Consider the following 17,500-nt stretch of genomic DNA (forward strand, 5'->3'; position numbering starts at 1 on the left):
TGCATGATTATAATTGCTGAATTACAAACTGGCGCCAACGCAGCATGCGACGCGCAGCCAGCTTCGGCGCGAGACGCCGCATGTCACGTCAAAGGATTCCCACCGTGTCTGTCCGATTTTCTTCCCCCATCTTGCGGGCGGCCGTGCTCGCCTTCTGCGCCGCTGGCGCGCTGTCCGCGTGCACGAAGCCGGCGCCCCCGCTTGAAGATATCCGCCCGGTGCGGGTGATTCAGCTGGTGGCGGATGCGGGCGCCGAGCGGTCGCAATTTTCGGGCGATGTGCGGCCGCGCTACGAGTCACAGCTGGGCTTTCGGGTGGGCGGCAAGATCATCGAGCGCAAGGTGGACGTGGGCGCGGCCGTCAAGCGCGGCACGGTGCTGATGCGGCTCGACCCGCAAGACATCAAGCTGGCCGAAACGCAGGCGCGTGCCACGCTGCGCGCCGCCGACACCGAGCGCGAACTGGCCGCCGCCGACTACAAGCGGCACGTCAATCTGCGGTCCCAGAATTTTGTCAGCCAGGCTGTGCTCGACGCCAAGCAAAGCGCGCTCAAGGCGGCCGAGGCGAATGTCGAAGCGGCGCGCGCCGGCTTGCGCGGCCAGTCGAACCTGGCCGATTACACGACGCTCGTTGCCGACGTCGATGGTGTCGTCACGGCGATCGAGGCCGAAGTGGGGCGGGTCGTCGAGGCCGGCACGCCCGTGGTGCGCGTGGCCCGCACCGCCGAAAAGGAAGTCGTCATCGGCATCCCCGAGAACAAGGTAGCGGCGCTGCGCCAGTCGGCCGACGTCGTCGTGCGCCTGTGGGCCGATGCAGGCCAGGCCATCCCCGGCAAGATCCGCGAAATCGCGCCAATGGCCGATGCGGCGACCCGCACCTACACCGTGAAAGTCGCGCTGCCCGAGCGCGCCGACGCGCGCCTGGGAATGAGCGCGACCGTGGAGCTGGCAACGGGCGCGGCGTCGACTGGCGGCTTGCGCGTGCCGTTGACCGCGCTGGTGAACAACAAGGGTGCGAGCAGCGTCTGGATCGTCGAGAACGGCGCCGTCAAGCTCGTGCCGGTGCAGGTGGCCGGCCAGGTCGACAACGACGTGCTGGTCACGGGCGCCGTGCGCGCCGGGCAAAACGTGGTCACGGCCGGCGTGAACCTGCTCAAGCCAGGCCAGAAGGTGCGCATCCTCACCGCCGACATCGCGCGCCGGGCTGACGCCGAAGCGGCCATGACCGCCAAGGGCGGGGCCGCGCAATGAAAGGCTTCAACCTGTCGCGCTGGGCGCTGGAACACATCCCGCTCACGCGCTTTCTGATCGCGGCGTGTCTGCTGTTTGGCATCCTGAGCTACTTCGAACTCGGTCAGGACGAAGACCCGCCATTTACCTTCCGCGCGATGGTCGTGCGCGCCGTGTGGCCGGGTGCCACGGCGCTGCAGATGGCCGAGCAGGTCACCGATCCGCTCGAGCGCAAGCTGCAGGAGACACCCTACGTCAAGAGCATCCGCAGCTTTTCCAAGCCGGGCGAAACCACCATCCTGCTCGAGCTGCGTGAATCGACGCCGCCAAAAGAAACCAGCGCGACGTGGTACCAGGTGCGCAAGAAAATCGGCGATATCACGGCCACGCTGCCGCAGGGCGTGATCGGGCCATTCTTCAACGACGAATTCGGCGACACCTACGGGTCGATCTTCGCGTTGTCGGGCGACGGCTTTACCTACGGCGAAATGCGCGACTACGCCGACTTCGTGCGCCAGCAACTGCTGCGCGTGCCGCTGGTGGCCAAGGTCGAGCAGTTGGGCGTGCAGAACGAGAAAGTGTATATCGAGTTCTCCAGCAAGAAGTTTGCCCAGCTCGGGGTGCCGTTCGAGCAGATCGTGAACCAGATCGCCACGCAGAACGCGGTCGAGGCCAGCGGTGTGCTGGTCACGCCCACCGACAACTTGTCAGTGCGCGTGACGGGCGCGCTCGGTACGCTGGACCAGATCGAAGCACTGCAACTGCGCGCCGGCGGCACCACGTTCCGCCTGGGCGATTTTGCCACCGTCAAGCGCGGTTACCAGGACCCGCCGGCCGACAAGATGCGCTTTAACGGCAAGGAAGTGATCGGCCTGGGCGTGTCGATGGAAAAGGGCGGCAACATCATCACGATGGGCAAGGGGCTGACCGATACGGTGGCCCGCATCCGCGCGCAGCTGCCGGTCGGGATCGAGCTCGAACGGGTGGCCGACCAGCCGCAGGCGGTCAAGGAGTCGGTTGGCGAATTCATCAAGGTGCTGATCGAGGCGGTCGTGATCGTGCTGGTCGTGTCGTTCCTGGCACTGGGCCTGCATACCAAGCCGAAGTGGCGCATCGATATCTACCCGGGCCTGGTGGTGGCGCTGTCCATCCCGCTGGTGCTGGCCATCACGTTCCTGGCCATGCGCATGCTCGACATCTCGCTGCACAAGATTTCGCTGGGCGCGCTGATCATTGCGCTCGGCCTGCTGGTGGACGATGCCATCATCGCCGTCGAAATGATGGTGCGCAAAATGGAAGAGGGCATGTCGCGCTTCGAGGCTGCCACCTTTGCCTACACGTCGACGGCGATGCCGATGCTGACCGGGACCCTGATCACGGCGGCGGGCTTCCTGCCGATCGGCCTGGCCGAATCGGCCGCTGGCGAGTACACGTTCTCGATGTTCTCGGTCAATGGGCTGGCGCTGCTGATCTCGTGGGTGGTGGCGGTGATGTTCACGCCCTACATCGGCTTCATGCTGCTCAAGGTCAAGCCGCATGCGCATGGCGACAGCGGCCACGAGGTGTTCGACTCCCCGGCCTACCGGCGCTTCCGGCGCATCGTGACCTGGTGCGTCGAGTGGCGCAAGACCACCATCGCGCTGACGCTCGGCGTGTTCGCATTGGGCATCCTCGGCTTCACGTTCATCGAGAAGCAGTTCTTCCCGGATTCGAGCCGGCCCGAGTTGATGGTCGAACTATGGTCACCCGAAGGCACGAGCTTCGCCGCCAACGAGGCGAGCGTCAAGCGCTTCGAGGCGTTTCTGGCCAAACAGCAGGGCGTGCGCAGCGTGACGAGCTATGTCGGCACCGGCAGCCCGCGCTTCTATCTGCCGCTGGACCAGATCTTCCCGCAGTCGAACGTCTCGCAGGTGGTGGTGCTGCCGGTCGATACCAAGGCGCGCGACGCGCTGCGCCTGAAGATCGTCGACATCTTCAAGCACGATTTCCCTGAAGTGCGCGGGCGCGTCAGGCTGCTGGCCAACGGCCCGCCAGTGCCGTACCCGGTGCAGTTCCAGGTGCTGGGGCCGGACATTGGCACCGTGCGTACGATCGCCGACCAGGTCCGGGCCACGGTGCTGGCCAATCCGAGCACGCTGGGCGTGAACGATAACTGGAATGAATCGATCAAGGTGCTGCGCCTCGACCTGGATCAGGACAAGCTGCGCGCGCTGGGCGTGACGTCGCAGGCGGTGCGGCGCGCGGTCAACACGGCGCTCACGGGTACCACAGTCGGCCAGTTGCGCGAATCGAACCGGCTGATCGACATGGTCGTGCGCCAGCCGTTGGAAGAGCGCTCGACCATCACGCGCCTGTCCGAAACGCTGGTGCCCACGGCCGGCGGGCAGGCCGTGACGATCGGCCAGGTAGCGCGTGTGCGCTTCGTCTGGGAGCCGGGCGTCGTCTGGCGCGAGGGCCGCGAGTGGGCGATCATGGTCCAGGCCGACGTGGTCGATGGCATCCAGGGGCCGACTGTCACAGCGCAAGTCGACAAGCAACTGAGCGCGCTGCGCGCGTCACTGCCGGCCGGCTACCGCCTGATGATCGAAGGCGCCGCTGCCGACAGCGCGGATGCCGAAGCGTCGATTGCCGCCAATGTGCCGCTGGTGCTGTTCATCGTGTTTGCGTTACTGATGCTCCAGCTGCACAGCTTCTCGCGCTCGCTGCTGGTGTTCCTGACCGGCCCGCTGGGCGTGGCGGGCGCCGCGATGGCGCTGCTGATCCTCGACCGGCCGTTCGGCTTCGTCGCGAATCTCGGCGTGATCGCGCTGTTCGGCATGATCATCCGTAACTCGGTGATCCTGGTCGACCAGATCGAGCAGGACATCGCCAGCGGCAGCCATCCGTGGGATGCGATCATCGAAGCGGCCGTGCGCCGCTGCCGGCCGATCCTGCTGACGGCCGCCGCGGCGGCGCTGGCGATGATCCCGTTGTCGCGCTCGACGTTCTGGGGGCCGATGGCGGTCGCCATCATGGGTGGCCTGATGGTGGCAACGGCATTGACGCTATTATTCCTGCCCGCCTTGTATGCGGCGTGGTTCCGCGTGAAGAAGCCGGCAGGGGCGGGCAGTGAATGATGGCATTCATCCCCGCACTGGAAAAAATGATGCCCAATAGTGTCAGAAATTCCAGTAAAATAATCGATTGAAGTTGTAGCCCCTAAACAATGGAGTGCAGGGCGGCCGGGTTCTACTGTCGGGCGCCCTTTGTTTTTGAGGCGATATTGCAATCCTGAGCGAGGATGGCGAAATTGGTAGACGCACCAGGTTTAGGTCCTGACGCCAGCAATGGTGTGGGGGTTCGAGTCCCCCTCCTCGCACCACGAATAATTATTTTTTTGGACGATTTTTACAATGGCAACTGCAGTCGAAACCCTGGGTAAACTCGAACGTCGCCTGACGATCTCTTTTCCGGTCGCTGACGTCCGCACTGAAGTCGAGAAGCGCCTGAAACAGCAGGCCAAGAGCGCCAAGGCGCCTGGCTTCCGTCCGGGCAAGGTACCGCTCAAGATGGTCGCTGCCCAGTACGGCTATCAGATCGAATCGGACGTGCTGAACGACAAAGTTGGCCGCGCATTCAACGAAGCCGCTGTCGCCAACGAACTGCGCGTTGCCGGTTTCCCGAAAATCGAGCCAAAAGACGACGCCCCTGAAGGCGTCCTCGAATTCAACGCCACCTTCGAAGTCTATCCTGAAGTCGTCATTGGCGACCTGGCAGCGGTTGAAGTCGAAACCGTCGTGACCGAAGTCTCCGACACCGAAATCGACAAGACCATCGACATCCTGCGCAAGCAGCGTGTGCACTACCACACCAAGGGCGAAGAAGGCGAACACGGCACCGGCGGCGAACCAGTCGCAGCCGATGGCGACCGCGTCACCGTCGACTTCGTCGGTACGCTCGACGGCGTCGAATTTGACGGCGGCAAGGCCGAAGGCTATGCCTTCGTGCTGGGCGAAGGCCGCATGCTGCCTGAGTTCGAAGCCGCAACGATCGGCCTGAAAGTCGGCGAAGCCAAGACCTTCCCATTGGCGTTCCCGGAGGACTACCATGGCAAGGACGTGGCCGGCAAAACTGCCGAGTTCACCATCACGTTGAACGCACTCGAGTGGGCGCACATGCCTGCCGTCGACACCGAATTCGCCCAGTCGCTGGGAATCGAAGACGGCTCGATCGAGAAAATGCGCGAAGACATCAAGGTGAACCTGGAGCGCGAAGTGCGCGCCCGCGTCAAGGCCCGCAACAAGGAAGCCGTGATGGATGCACTGGTCAAGGCAACCGAACTGGACGTGCCGACCGTGATGGTCGAGCAGGATTCGGAGCGTCTGGCCGAAATGACCCGCCAGGACATGGCACAGCGCGGCATGGACGTGGCCAAGCTGCCATTCCCGTCCGAGATGTTCAAGGACAAGGCCGAGCGCCGCGTGCGCCTGGGTCTGATCCTGTCGCAATTGGTCGCTGACAACAACCTGCAAGCTACGCAAGATCAGGTGAAAGCCCAGATCGAAGATTTCTCGCAAAGCTACGAAGACCCGAAAGAAGTCCTGAAGTACTACTTCAGCGATCGTCGTCGTCTCGGTGAAGTCGAAGCCCTTGTATTGGAAGAAAACGTCGTCAACTACGTACTTGGCAAGGCCAAGGTCTCGAACAAGACCGTCGCTTTCGATGAACTGATGGGCAGCGTCCCACAGGCTTAAGAAAAGCAGGCCGGCCCTCGAGGCCGGCTTTTTTCAATGGCCCATTTGACCAACCCCTAACAAGGAACGAGACAGGTATGATGCACAATCCAGCACTGGATACACAGGCACTCGGCTTGGTGCCGATGGTCGTCGAGCAAAGCGGTCGCGGCGAACGCGCCTACGACATTTACTCGCGCCTCTTGAAAGAACGCGTAATTTTCCTGGTTGGTCCCGTCAACGACCAGATGGCCAACCTGATCGTCGCCCAGATGCTGTTCCTGGAAAGCGAAAATCCTGACAAGGATATCTCGCTCTACATCAACTCGCCAGGCGGCTCGGTCTCGGCCGGCCTCGCGATTCTCGACACGATGAACTTCATCAAGCCCGACGTCTCGACGCTGTGCACGGGTCTGGCGGCCTCGATGGGCGCCTTCCTGCTGGCGGCCGGCGCCAAGGGCAAGCGGTTCTCGCTGCCGAACTCGCGCGTCATGATTCACCAGCCATCGGGCGGTTCGCAGGGCATGGCCTCGGATATCGAAATCCAGGCCAAGGAAATCCTGTACCTGCGCGAACGTCTGGCACGCATCATGTCGGATAACACCGGCCAGAGCATCGAGCAGATCCACCGCGACACCGACCGTGACCGCTTCATGTCGGCCGACGAGTCGGTGGAGTATGGGCTGATCGACAAGGTACTGACCCACCGCGCCTAAGAAATTGCCCGAGCATCCAGCGTGATGTTGGAAAAAACGCCCGGACGCGAACACGTTCGGGCGTTTGTTTTTTATTTCGGGTAGCATGTTCGCATGCGCGCCAGTTGCGCCCTTGGATTCGCTCTTGTTGCGTTTCCGGTTAAGCGTTATATTCATAGCAATTCAATAGAGTCCTGCCCCCATGTCAGAGAAAAAATCCTCCAGCGGCGAAAAACTGTTGTACTGCTCGTTCTGTGGAAAGAGCCAGCACGAAGTCAAGAAGCTGATCGCAGGACCGTCGGTGTTCATCTGCGATGAATGTATCGACCTGTGCAACGACATCATCCGTGATGAAACCTCGAACGTCGAAACGGTCACGGGCACCAAGTCCGACCTGCCGACGCCCCTTGAAATCACCGAGCTGCTCGACCAGTATGTCATCGGTCAGCAAACGGCCAAGCGCATCCTGTCGGTGGCGGTGTACAACCACTACAAGCGCCTCAAGCACCTTGGCAAGAAAGACGAAGTCGAACTGGCCAAGAGCAATATCCTGCTGGTCGGTCCCACCGGCTCGGGCAAGACGCTGCTCGCCCAGACGCTGGCACGCATGCTCAATGTGCCATTCGTGATCGCCGATGCGACCACGCTGACCGAAGCCGGCTACGTCGGTGAAGACGTCGAGAACATCATCCAGAAGCTGCTGCAGAGCTGCAACTACGAAGTCGAGAAAGCCCAGCGCGGCATCGTCTACATCGACGAGATCGATAAAATCTCGCGCAAGTCCGACAACCCGTCGATCACCCGTGATGTGTCGGGCGAGGGCGTACAGCAGGCGCTGCTCAAGCTGATCGAAGGCACGATGGCCTCGGTACCGCCGCAGGGCGGGCGCAAGCACCCGAACCAGGACTTCGTCCAGATCGACACGACCAACATCATGTTTATCTGCGGCGGCGCATTCGACGGCCTGGCCAAAGTGATCCAGAACCGCTCCGTCAAGAGCGGCATCGGCTTCGGTGCCACGGTCAAGAGCCTCGATTCCGGCTACAACGCCGAGATCCTGCTCGAAGCCGAACCCGAAGACCTGATCAAGTTCGGCCTGATTCCTGAACTGGTGGGTCGTCTGCCGGTGGTGGCTGCATTGTCCGAGCTGACCGAAGAAGCGCTGATCCAGATTCTGATTGAACCGAAGAATGCGTTGATCAAGCAATATTCAAAATTGCTGGAAATGGAAGGCGCCGAACTGGAGATTCGTCCAGCTGCGCTGCATGCGATTGCCAAGAAAGCACTGGCACGTAAAACCGGTGCGCGTGGCTTGCGTTCGATTCTCGAACATGCGCTGCTCGACGTCATGTATGAATTGCCAGGCCAGACGAATGTCGTGAAAGTCGTGATCGATGAAAATACGATCACAAATGGCGCGAAACCTTTGCTCATTTACAGCGAAACGGCAAAAGCATCGGGAGAAAACTGAAAAAAGCCTGTGCGCAAGCGACAAATTGCTTGCCGCACGGACTTAACTCGGTACAATCAATCTCAATAAGAGATTTCGGCTTCATTCGAAAAGCCACTCGCGGTTCGCCGCGTGGTGGCTTTTTTAATTTGATAACCGGCTTTTATTGGAACGGCTATATGCTCTGACAAGTAAGATTTCGTTTACTTACAGAATATATTTTTACCGGACGGTCTTGTGTTTTGACTGTCCAGTGCCCAAGTTCAGAACACGCTTTTTATAAGGTATGCCATGACAACTTCGAAATTAACCGAGCAAACGACGCTGCCACTTCTGCCGTTGCGCGATGTGGTTGTGTTCCCGCATATGGTGATACCTCTGTTCGTTGGCCGCCCTAAATCGATCAAGGCCCTGGAAGCCGCGATGGAGCAGGGCAAGAGCATCATGCTGGCCGCCCAGAAGGCCGCCGCCAAGGACGAACCATCCGCCGCAGACATCTACGAGATCGGCTGCGTTGCCAATATTCTGCAAATGCTGAAACTCCCCGATGGCACCGTCAAGGTCCTGGTCGAGGGTTCGCAGCGCGCGCGCATTGACACGATCAACGACGGTCCGACCCACTTCACGGCGCAACTGACGCCTGTCGAATCCGAAGTCGGCGACGACTCCGAGGTCGAGGCGATGCGCCGCGCGATCGTGCAGCAGTTCGACCAGTACGTCAAACTCAACAAGAAGATTCCGCCGGAAATCCTGGCCTCGCTCGCTGGCATCGATGACGCAGGCCGCCTAGCCGATACCGTCGCTGCGCACCTGCCGCTCAAGCTCGAGCAAAAGCAAGTGATCCTGGAAATCTTCAACGTCGCCAAGCGCCTCGAGCACCTGCTCGGCCAGCTGGAAGGCGAGCTGGACATTCTGCAGGTCGAGAAGCGCATCCGTGGCCGCGTCAAGCGCCAGATGGAAAAGTCGCAGCGCGAGTACTACCTGAACGAACAGGTCAAGGCGATTCAGAAAGAGCTGGGCGAGGGCGAAGAAGGTGCCGACATCGAGGAACTCGAGAAGAAAGTCGTCGCTGCCAAAATGCCGAAAGAAGCCATGGAAAAAGCCCAGGCCGAAATTCGCAAGCTCAAGCTGATGTCGCCGATGTCAGCCGAAGCGACCGTCGTGCGCAACTACATCGACACCCTGGTGTCGCTCCCATGGCGCAAGAAGTCCAAGGTTGCCATTGATCTGGCCAGTGCCGAAGCGGTGCTCGAGCAAGACCACTACGGTCTGGACAAGATCAAGGAACGCATCCTGGAATACCTCGCAGTGCAACAGCGCGTTGACAAGCTGAAAGCGCCGATCCTGTGCTTCGTGGGTCCTCCGGGCGTCGGCAAGACGTCGCTTGGCCAATCCATCGCCCGCGCCACGAACCGCAAGTTCGTGCGTATGGCGCTGGGTGGCGTGCGTGACGAGGCCGAGATCCGCGGCCACCGCCGCACGTACATCGGTTCGATGCCGGGCAAGGTGTTGCAATCGCTGGCGAAAGTCGGCGTGCGCAATCCGCTGTTCCTGCTCGATGAGATCGACAAGATGGGCGCCGATTTCCGTGGCGATCCTTCCTCGGCGCTGCTTGAGGTGCTGGACCCTGAACAGAATCACACGTTCTCGGATCACTATCTCGAAGTCGATTTTGACTTGTCGGATGTGATGTTCGTGGCGACCTCGAACTCGTACAACATCCCGCCGGCGCTGCTGGACCGTATGGAAGTCATTCGCCTGTCGGGTTACACCGAGGACGAAAAGACCAGCATCGCCATGCGCTACCTGTTGCCGAAGCAGTTGAAGAACAACGGCTTGAAGGAAGAGGAAATCAAGGTCGAAGAGACCGCGATCCGCGACATCATCCGTTACTACACCCGCGAAGCCGGCGTGCGTTCGCTCGAGCGCGAAGTCTCGAAGATCTGCCGCAAGGTCGTCAAGATGTTGCTGCTGAAAAAGCCCGGCGCCGGTGCCGACAAGCGCGTGATCGTCAACGGCAAGAACCTGGACAAGTTCCTGGGCGTGCGCCGCTATGACTTTGGCGTGGCCGAGAAAGACAACCAGGTCGGCCAGGTGGTCGGTCTGGCCTGGACCGAAGTCGGTGGCGATCTGCTGACGATCGAAGCCGTCAACGTCCCGGGCAAGGGCGCCATCATCCGCACCGGTACGCTGGGCGACGTGATGAAGGAATCGATTGAAGCTGCACGCACCGTGGTGCGCAGCCGCGCCGCACGTCTCGGTATCAAGAACGAGGCGTTCGAGAAGGCCGATATCCACATCCACGTGCCAGAAGGCGCGACGCCGAAGGATGGTCCATCGGCCGGTATCGGCATGACGACGGCGCTGGTGTCGGCTTTCACCGGTATCCCGGTGCGCGCCGATGTGGCGATGACGGGCGAGATCACGCTGCGCGGTGAAGTGCTGCCGATCGGCGGCCTGAAAGAAAAGCTGCTGGCAGCGCATCGCGGTGGCATCAAGACGGTCCTGATCCCCGAGCAGAACGTGAAGGACCTGGCCGAGATTCCGGACAACGTCAAGAACAAGCTTGAGATCGTGCCGGTGCGCTGGATCGAGAAAGTGCTGGAGATCGCACTGGAACGCCAGCCGCAGCCCTTGGTGGAAGATCCTGCGGTGGCCGTTGCGCCAGCGCCGGCGGAAGCCAAACCTGAAGTGGTCAAGCACTAAATCAGTATCGAGCAGCTTGCAGCTTTCTGAAACAGGCGCCCGTGTGGCGCCTGTTTTTTTTGCGTCGTCATGTTGGCGCGCCATATGCCACAGATGAACCTGCGTTGAAGCTGCCTCGCTTGACAGCGCCATGTTGCCCTTGTTTAATACGGCCTGCACTTTTGCAGCAGCGGCGCGCGTGCGTCACGAACGGGAAACGAGGGAACGAGTGAACAAGACAGAACTGATCGAAGAAATCGCGAAGTCCGCGGATATTACCAAGGCATCGGCAGCGCGCGCCCTCGACGCCGTGATCGACGCCGTAACCGAGACCCTGAAAAAGAACGACAGCGTCACCCTGGTCGGCTTTGGCACCTTCACGGTCGGCGAGCGCGCAGCGCGTACCGGCCGCGATCCGCGTACCAAGGAGCCTATCAAAATCAAGGCAGCACGCGTCCCGAAATTTAAGGCTGGTAAAGCGCTGAAAGATGCTGTAAACTAATGCCTTCTTCGCGGTGACAAGCGAAGGAAAGCAGCAGGGGGTGTTGTGTAGTCCCTGATGTTCGTTGGTGTGTTTTTTGCTGGAGCGGTAGTTCAGTTGGTTAGAATACCGGCCTGTCACGCCGGGGGTCGCGGGTTCGAGCCCCGTCCGCTCCGCCACAAAAAACGCACAGACAGTATGTCTGGAGCGGTAGTTCAGTTGGTTAGAATACCGGCCTGTCACGCCGGGGGTCGCGGGTTCGAGTCCCGTCCGCTCCGCCAGAATATAGAAGCAAGAATGCTCCGCCTGCGGGGAGCATGGCTTGGACGAGAAGGGATTTCCCTGTAGGGAAATCAGCGGCCTGCAGCATGTAGGCGAGTCCCGTCCGCTCCGCCAGAATTCGAGTAGTATGGAGTGCCCTTTTGGGTAGCTCCGCCACAAGAGGCGAACGCGAGTTCGCCTTTTTTTTTAACTTGTGCTGTTATTGCATTCTCAACCTTGAATGGCTGACCATGTTTGAATTTATTCGGAACAACAAGCGTTGGATGTACGGGATCCTGCTTCTTTTGATCGTCCCATCGTTTGTGTTTGTCGGGATGGAGAGTTACCAGAGTAACGACGCAGGGACCCACGTCGCCACCGTTGGTGGTGAAAAGATCTCTCGTCAGGAATGGGAAGATGCGCAGCGTCGTCAGATCGACCAGGCACGCCAGATGATGGGCGCCCAGTTCGACCAGAAAATGTTCGAAACGGCTGAAGCGAAGACAACGATCCTCAACAATCTGGTCGGCGAACGCGCCATCGGCACCGAGATCGCCCGCTCGCACATGAACGTCAGCGATGCAACGCTGCAAAAGACCATCATGGAGATCCAGCAGTTCCGCCAGCCGGACGGTGGCTTCGACATGGAAGGCTACAAGGCCGCTCTGGCAGCGCAAGGCATGACGCCGGCGATGTTCGACCAGCGCCTGCGCCGCGACCTCACCGTGCAGCAGTTGACGGGCTCGATCCAGGCCACCGCATTTGCACCGCGCAGCGTCGCAACGCGCCTGTCGAGCATCAACGATCAGGAACGTGAAGTGCAGGAGATCGTGTTCCCGATCGCGACCTATCTGCCGCAGGTCAAAGTTACCGACGCGATGGTGAAGGCGTATTACGACAAGAATGCACCGCTGTTCCAGATCCCGGAACAGGTCAAGGCAGAATACGTCGTCTTCAACGCCGCCACGGTCGAGGGCCAGGTGCAGGTGTCCGATGCCGAGATCAGCGACTTCTACAACAAGAACCTCAAGAACTACACGACGCCTGAGGCGCGCAGCGCCAGCCACATCCTGATCACGGTGGCCAAGGATGCCAATCCAGCCGATCAGGCGGCAGCAAAAACAAAAGCGGAAGCGTTGCTGACCCAGGTGCGCGCTGCCCCGGCCAATTTTGGCGCCATTGCCAAGGCCAATTCGCAAGACCCGGGCTCGGCCCAGGCTGGCGGCGACCTGGGCGTGGTCGAGAAGGGCCTGTTCGTCAAATCGGTCGAAGATTCGATCTATGCGTTGAAAGAGGGCGAGACGAGCGGCCTGGTGCAGTCGGAATTCGGCTGGCACATCATCAAGCTTAACTCGATCAAGCCAGCGACGCAAAAGTCGCTGGACACGGCGCGTGACCAGATTGCAGGCGACCTCAAGAAGCAGAAGATGGCCGCCAAGTACACTGAACTGGCTGGCGTGTTCAGCGAGACGGCGTATGACCAGTCCGACAGCCTGAAGCCGGTGGCTGACAAGCTCAAGCTGCAGATTCAGACCGTCGACAACCTGACGCGTACGCCAAACCCGGCACTGGGTGATGCACCGTTTAACAACGCCAAGTTCCTGACTGCCCTGTTCGGTAACGACGCACTGAAGAACAAGCGCAATACCGAAGCGGTGGAAGTGGCGCCAAGCGTGCTGGTGGCGGGTCGCGTCGTCGAACTGCGCCCGGCTACCAAGCGTCCGCTGGCCGAGGTCGAGGCGCAGATTCGTCAGCGCGTGACGATCGAGGAAGGGGTGCGTCTGGCACGCCAGGCAGGCGAAGCCAAGCTGGCCGCGGCCAAGGCGACCAACGATGCGACCGGTTTCGGCGCTCCAGTCGTGGTCTCGCGTACCAAGCAGCCGACGATCAACCAGGCAGGCGCCATCGCCGTGCTCAAGGCTGACGCCACCAAGCTGCCGGCTTACGTCGGTGTCGAGGTGCCGGGCCAGGGTTACGCTGTCTACCGCATCGGCAAGGTCTCGCAGCCAGCGCAGCTCGATGCAGCGCGCCGCAAGCAGGAAGCTGACCAGATCGGCAGCATGCTGGGCCAGCAGCAGATGGTTGACTATGTCGAGGCGCTGAAGGTCAAGGCCAAGGCCAAGGTGACGGCCACGCCGTCGCAACTTGGCACGAATACCGACGCGCAGTAAGCCGCCCGTTAGCGTTGCCTGATCGGGAAAAGCCCGGCCGCGAAAGCAGCCGGGCTTTTTTGCGTCCGCCGTTCGTTTGCGCTAGTCGTTTGCGCCGTTCGTTCCCGACTTCAGCGATGTGCTTAACCGACCCGGTACGTGCCATCTGGGACACTGACAGTACCGGCTGCTGCCAACGATGAAGGGACCGTTCCTATGACCATTGCCACCACTGCCACCACTGCCACGACTGCCACCACGATCCGCCTGCGCGCCCAGGACCTGGTTGCGCGCATGACCGAGGACGAAAAATTTGCCTGGCTTTCCGGGCCGATGGCGATTCCTCTGGCGGACGAGCTCAAAGCGCAGGGCGCCATCGGCTCGGCCGCGTTCTATCCTGGCTGGCCTACGACAGCGGGGCCCTGGTCGGACGCGAGCCCAGGGCCAAGGGCTTCAATGTGCAGCTCGCAGGTGGCGCCAACCTGATCCGCGAACCGCGCGGCGGACGTAATGTCGAATACCTCAGCGAAGACCCGCTGCTCACCGGCATAATGGCCGGCCACTCGGTCGCTGGCATCCAGGCGCAGGGCGTGGTCTCGACCGTCAAGCATTTCGTCGCCAACGGCCAGGAAACCGGGCGCGTGATGGTCAGCGCGAACCTGGCCGAAGCGGCGCTGCGCGAATCCGACCTGCTGGCGTTCCAGATCGCGATCGAGATTCGCAAACCCGGCGCCGTCATGCCCGGCTATAACCTGATCAATGGCCATTACGCGTCAGAAAACGCCTTCCTGCTGCAGCAACTACTCGAGGACGAATGGGGCTACCCCGGCTGGGTGATGTCGGACTGGGGCGCCACGCATTCGACCGTCAAGGGAGTTCTGGCCGGGCTGGACGTGCAATCGGGCGCCAATCTCGACGACGCGCACTACTTCGGCCAGGCGCTGCGCGATGCGGTGCGCGACGGCCAGGTGCCGCACTCGCGCATCGACGATATGGTGCCCCGTATCCTGACGAGCCTGATCGACGTCGGCGCACTCGGCGCACAGCCGACTGAGGACCGCATGCAGCCGATCGACTTCAGCCATCACAAGCTGATCGCGCAGCGCCAGGCCGAAGAACGCATCGTGCTGCTCACCAATCGGGACGCCACGCTGCCGCTCCCGCAACGCCTGGCCAGGCTGCTGATCGTCGGCGAGCTCGCTGACCATGGCGTGCTGTGTGGCGGCGGTTCATCCGCCGTGACGCCGATCGGCAGCCTGCAACTGTCCGGCACCAGCATCATGGGGATGGACGTGGCCAAAGTCGTCCAGCCGTCGTCGCTCGTCACTGCGATTGAAGAAGAAAGCGGTGCACGCGAAGTGGTGTTCGTCGACGGCACCGATCGAAAGCAGGTACTGGACGCCGCGCGCAAGGCCGATGCGGTGATCGTGTTCGCGCAGGAGTGGCGCTCAGAAGGCCTCGATGCCGTCGCTGGCGTGCTGCTCGGGCGTGTCAATCCGTCGGGCCGCTTGCCGGTCACGTTCCCGGCCAGCGAGGCGCAATTGCCGCGCCCCGGGCAGATCGATCCGGAAACCACAGCGTCCAACCCGGCCACGCCGCGCAAGGGCGGCATCATCCCGCTGGACTACGATATCGAAGGCTCTGACGTCGGTTACCGCTGGTTCGCGCGCGAGGGCCACGAGCCGCTGTTCCCGTTCGGGTTCGGCTTGTCGTACACGACGCTTGAACTGACCGGGTTGCAGCTCAGTGTCAATGGGCGTTACACGGCGAGCGTTGAGGTGACCAACGCCGGCACGCGCACGGGGCGCTCGTGGTGCGGATCTATGTTGCCAAACTTGGCGTCGACGGCTTCGTCAAGCGCCTGGCCGGCTTCACCAAAACGACGCTGGCCCCCGCAGAACGGGGCAGCGTCGAGATCGACCTCGAACCGCGCATCCTTGCGCGCTGCCTGGTGGACGGCGCTCGGCCGGGTTTCGTCATCGAACCCGGCGTCTACCGTGTATGGGCGGCGCAGCATGCCGGTGACGACACACTCCGGCAGGATGTCGCAATCGACACGGTCCGCCGCATCGCGCCCTAGCCTCAGACCGGCGCGTCGTGCAGGCGCTGCGCCGCAGCCAGAAAATCGCCGGCGGTGATATCGGCCAGTTCCACCACCTGCGCCTGCGGGTACTGGACGAAGTTGCGGTCGATCGAGCGCAGGTAGGCCGGATCGTAGTGCTGCACCAGCAGTTCGTCGACCAGCGCGGGCAGCGCGCCGCCTTGCGCCATCGCCTGCCAGTCGGCGATCTTCGCGCGGCCGTGCACCAGCGTCAGGTGCACCAGCTGATCGGCCAGCACCGACGGATCGGCGCAGAAGTGCCGGTAGTCTTCCATCAGCAGGCGCACGCGCTCGGGGCGCGCCAGTTGCAGGTCGATGCAGGGCGCAGCGCGCATGCGCACCATCACGGCGTCGGGCACGCGCAGATTGCCCACCTTCTTGCTCTCGGCCTCGACGAACACGGGGCGGGTCAGGTCGAAGCTGCGCAGCTTGGCCAGCACCTGCGTCTCGAACATCTTTTGGCTCGGCTGTGGTTCATTCGGCAAGTGGCCCAGCACCGAGCCCCGGTGCGCAGCAAGCTGCTCCAGGTCGAGCACCTGCGCGCCGATGCCGTCGAGTGTTTCGAGCAGGCGGCTCTTGCCGCTGCCCGTAGGGCCGCAGACGACGCGGAAATCGACCGCGGGCGGTTCGGCCAGCGCCGCGCTGACCCACGCGCGGTAATTCTTGTAGCCCCCTTCGAGCTGCGCCACCGGCCAGCCGATGCGCGCCATGATCAGCGCCATGGCGCCGCTGCGGTTGCCGCCGCGCCAGCAGTAGACGAGCGGGCGCCAGTCGCGCGGCTTGTCGTGGAACAGCGTGTCGATGTGGTGCGCGATATTGCGCGCGATGATCGGCGCGCCGACCTTCTTGGCGTCGAATGCGCTGGTCTGCTTGTAGAGCGTGCCGACGAGGATGCGTTCGTCGTTGTTCAGCACCGGGCAGTTGATCGCGCCGGGGATGTGGTCGAGTGCGAATTCAGCCTCGCTGCGCACGTCGATGATGGCGTCGAATTCACCGAGGCGCGGGAGCAGGGCGTCGAACCCTGCGACTTCCGGGTACTTCATGGTTGTTTCACCATTTTTTCAAACGTCGGCCAGATATTGTTCAGGATGATCGGATGCGCCTGCGCGGTCGGATGCAGGCGGTCCTGCTGGAACAGGGCCGGCTTGTCGGCCACGCCCTCTAGCATGAACGGCACCAGCGGCGACTTGGTCGACGTTGCCACGGTCTTGAACATGCCGAAAAAGCGCTCGGTGTAGGCGCGCCCGTAGTTGGGTGGCATGCGCATGCCCACCAGCAGCACACGCGCTTTCTGGGCCTGCGCTGCGGCGATCATCGCGCGCAGATTCGCTTCGGCCGATGGCACGGGCAAGCCGCGCAGGCCGTCGTTGGCGCCCAGTTCGATGACGACCAGGTCCGGCTTGTGCTGGCCCAGCAGAGCGGGCAAACGCGCACGCCCGCCGCTGGTGGTGTCGCCGCTGATACTGGCGTTGACGACCTTCGCGTCGATTTTTTCGACCTTCATTTTTTGTTCGAGCAGCGCCACCCAGCCGGCGCCGCGCGCGATGCCATATTCGGCTGACAGGCTGTCGCCCACCACGAGTACGGTTTTTGGTGCAGAATAAGCGTTCGCCGTCGCCGCCAGGGACAGACTCAACCCCAGCGCAGCGCCGACAATTAATTTACCGAGAACTGCGTTCTTAAGAAAAGCAAGCATGCGTGATCATCCCGAGGCATTCAAAAATGACGTCACTGAC

General features: G+C 61.8%; 12 protein-coding genes, 3 tRNA genes and 1 pseudogene. 14 read left to right on the forward strand and 2 right to left on the reverse strand.

Annotated elements, in window-relative coordinates:
- Nucleotides 1–80: 80 nt before the first annotated feature.
- From RCH14_RS21570 to RCH14_RS24065, 14 genes and pseudogenes are all read left to right on the forward strand, one after another.
- Entirely contained in the window at nt 81–1,250 is a 1,170-nt protein-coding gene (locus RCH14_RS21570; protein WP_407070105.1) for an efflux RND transporter periplasmic adaptor subunit, read from the forward strand.
- On the forward strand, nt 1,247–4,345 hold the full coding sequence (locus RCH14_RS21575) for an efflux RND transporter permease subunit (RefSeq protein WP_343028151.1): 3,099 nt from the start codon (nt 1,247–1,249) through the stop codon (nt 4,343–4,345). Before RCH14_RS21570 ends, RCH14_RS21575 begins: the two co-directional genes overlap by 4 nt.
- Before the next feature lie 158 nt (nt 4,346–4,503).
- A tRNA-Leu gene (locus tag RCH14_RS21580) sits at nt 4,504–4,590 on the forward strand.
- Between the two features lie 31 nt (nt 4,591–4,621).
- A complete protein-coding gene (gene tig / locus RCH14_RS21585) occupies nt 4,622–5,962 on the forward strand; it encodes a trigger factor (RefSeq protein WP_343028152.1) in 1,341 nt (446 codons plus the stop codon).
- Between the two features lie 77 nt (nt 5,963–6,039).
- Entirely contained in the window at nt 6,040–6,657 is a 618-nt protein-coding gene (gene clpP / locus RCH14_RS21590; protein ID WP_343028153.1) for an ATP-dependent Clp endopeptidase proteolytic subunit ClpP, read from the forward strand.
- A 181-nt stretch (nt 6,658–6,838) separates the two neighbouring features.
- Nucleotides 6,839–8,107 (forward strand): ATP-dependent Clp protease ATP-binding subunit ClpX, encoded by a 1,269-nt coding sequence (gene clpX / locus RCH14_RS21595; protein ID WP_343028154.1) that lies wholly within the window; start codon nt 6,839–6,841, stop codon nt 8,105–8,107.
- Nucleotides 8,108–8,377: 270 nt separating this feature from the next.
- Nucleotides 8,378–10,792: an endopeptidase La gene (gene lon, locus RCH14_RS21600; RefSeq protein WP_343028155.1), complete on the forward strand. Its 2,415-nt coding sequence runs from the start codon at nt 8,378–8,380 to the stop codon at nt 10,790–10,792.
- 208 nt (nt 10,793–11,000) lie between these two features.
- A complete protein-coding gene (locus RCH14_RS21605) occupies nt 11,001–11,273 on the forward strand; it encodes an HU family DNA-binding protein (RefSeq protein WP_332532657.1) in 273 nt (90 codons plus the stop codon).
- Nucleotides 11,274–11,354: 81 nt separating this feature from the next.
- Nucleotides 11,355–11,431: transfer RNA gene (locus RCH14_RS21610), tRNA-Asp, on the forward strand.
- Nucleotides 11,432–11,456: 25 nt separating this feature from the next.
- Nucleotides 11,457–11,533, forward strand: a tRNA-Asp gene (locus RCH14_RS21615).
- Between the two features lie 231 nt (nt 11,534–11,764).
- The gene (locus RCH14_RS21620; RefSeq protein WP_343028156.1) at nt 11,765–13,684 is read left to right on the forward strand and encodes a SurA N-terminal domain-containing protein; all 1,920 of its coding nucleotides are present in this window, start codon (nt 11,765–11,767) and stop codon (nt 13,682–13,684) included.
- Nucleotides 13,685–13,879: 195 nt separating this feature from the next.
- Nucleotides 13,880–14,149, forward strand: coding sequence for a hypothetical protein (locus RCH14_RS21625; RefSeq protein ID WP_343028157.1), 270 nt, complete (start codon nt 13,880–13,882; stop codon nt 14,147–14,149).
- Nucleotides 14,122–15,366: pseudogene (locus RCH14_RS21630) on the forward strand (glycoside hydrolase family 3 protein); the annotation flags it as partial. The gene RCH14_RS21625 and the pseudogene RCH14_RS21630, both read left to right, overlap by 28 nt.
- Nucleotides 15,367–15,476: 110 nt before the next feature.
- Nucleotides 15,477–15,743 carry a fibronectin type III-like domain-contianing protein gene (locus tag RCH14_RS24065; RefSeq protein WP_407070108.1) on the forward strand — a complete coding sequence of 89 codons (267 nt, stop codon included), beginning with the start codon at nt 15,477–15,479 and terminating at the stop codon, nt 15,741–15,743.
- Nucleotides 15,744–15,745: 2 nt separating this feature from the next.
- Here RCH14_RS24065 and mnmH read toward each other — a convergent pair whose 3' ends face one another.
- Together mnmH and RCH14_RS21640 are read right to left on the reverse strand one after the other, a co-directional pair.
- Nucleotides 15,746–16,807, reverse strand: coding sequence for a tRNA 2-selenouridine(34) synthase MnmH (gene mnmH, locus RCH14_RS21635; protein WP_343028159.1), 1,062 nt, complete (start codon nt 16,805–16,807; stop codon nt 15,746–15,748).
- The gene (locus RCH14_RS21640; RefSeq protein ID WP_343028160.1) at nt 16,804–17,460 is read right to left on the reverse strand and encodes an arylesterase; all 657 of its coding nucleotides are present in this window, start codon (nt 17,458–17,460) and stop codon (nt 16,804–16,806) included. Before RCH14_RS21640 ends, mnmH begins: the two co-directional genes overlap by 4 nt.
- Nucleotides 17,461–17,500: the final 40 nt, after the last annotated feature.

The sequence above is a fragment of the Massilia sp. MP_M2 genome (assembly GCF_039123635.1).
Taxonomy (GTDB): Bacteria; Pseudomonadota; Gammaproteobacteria; order Burkholderiales; family Burkholderiaceae_D; genus Telluria.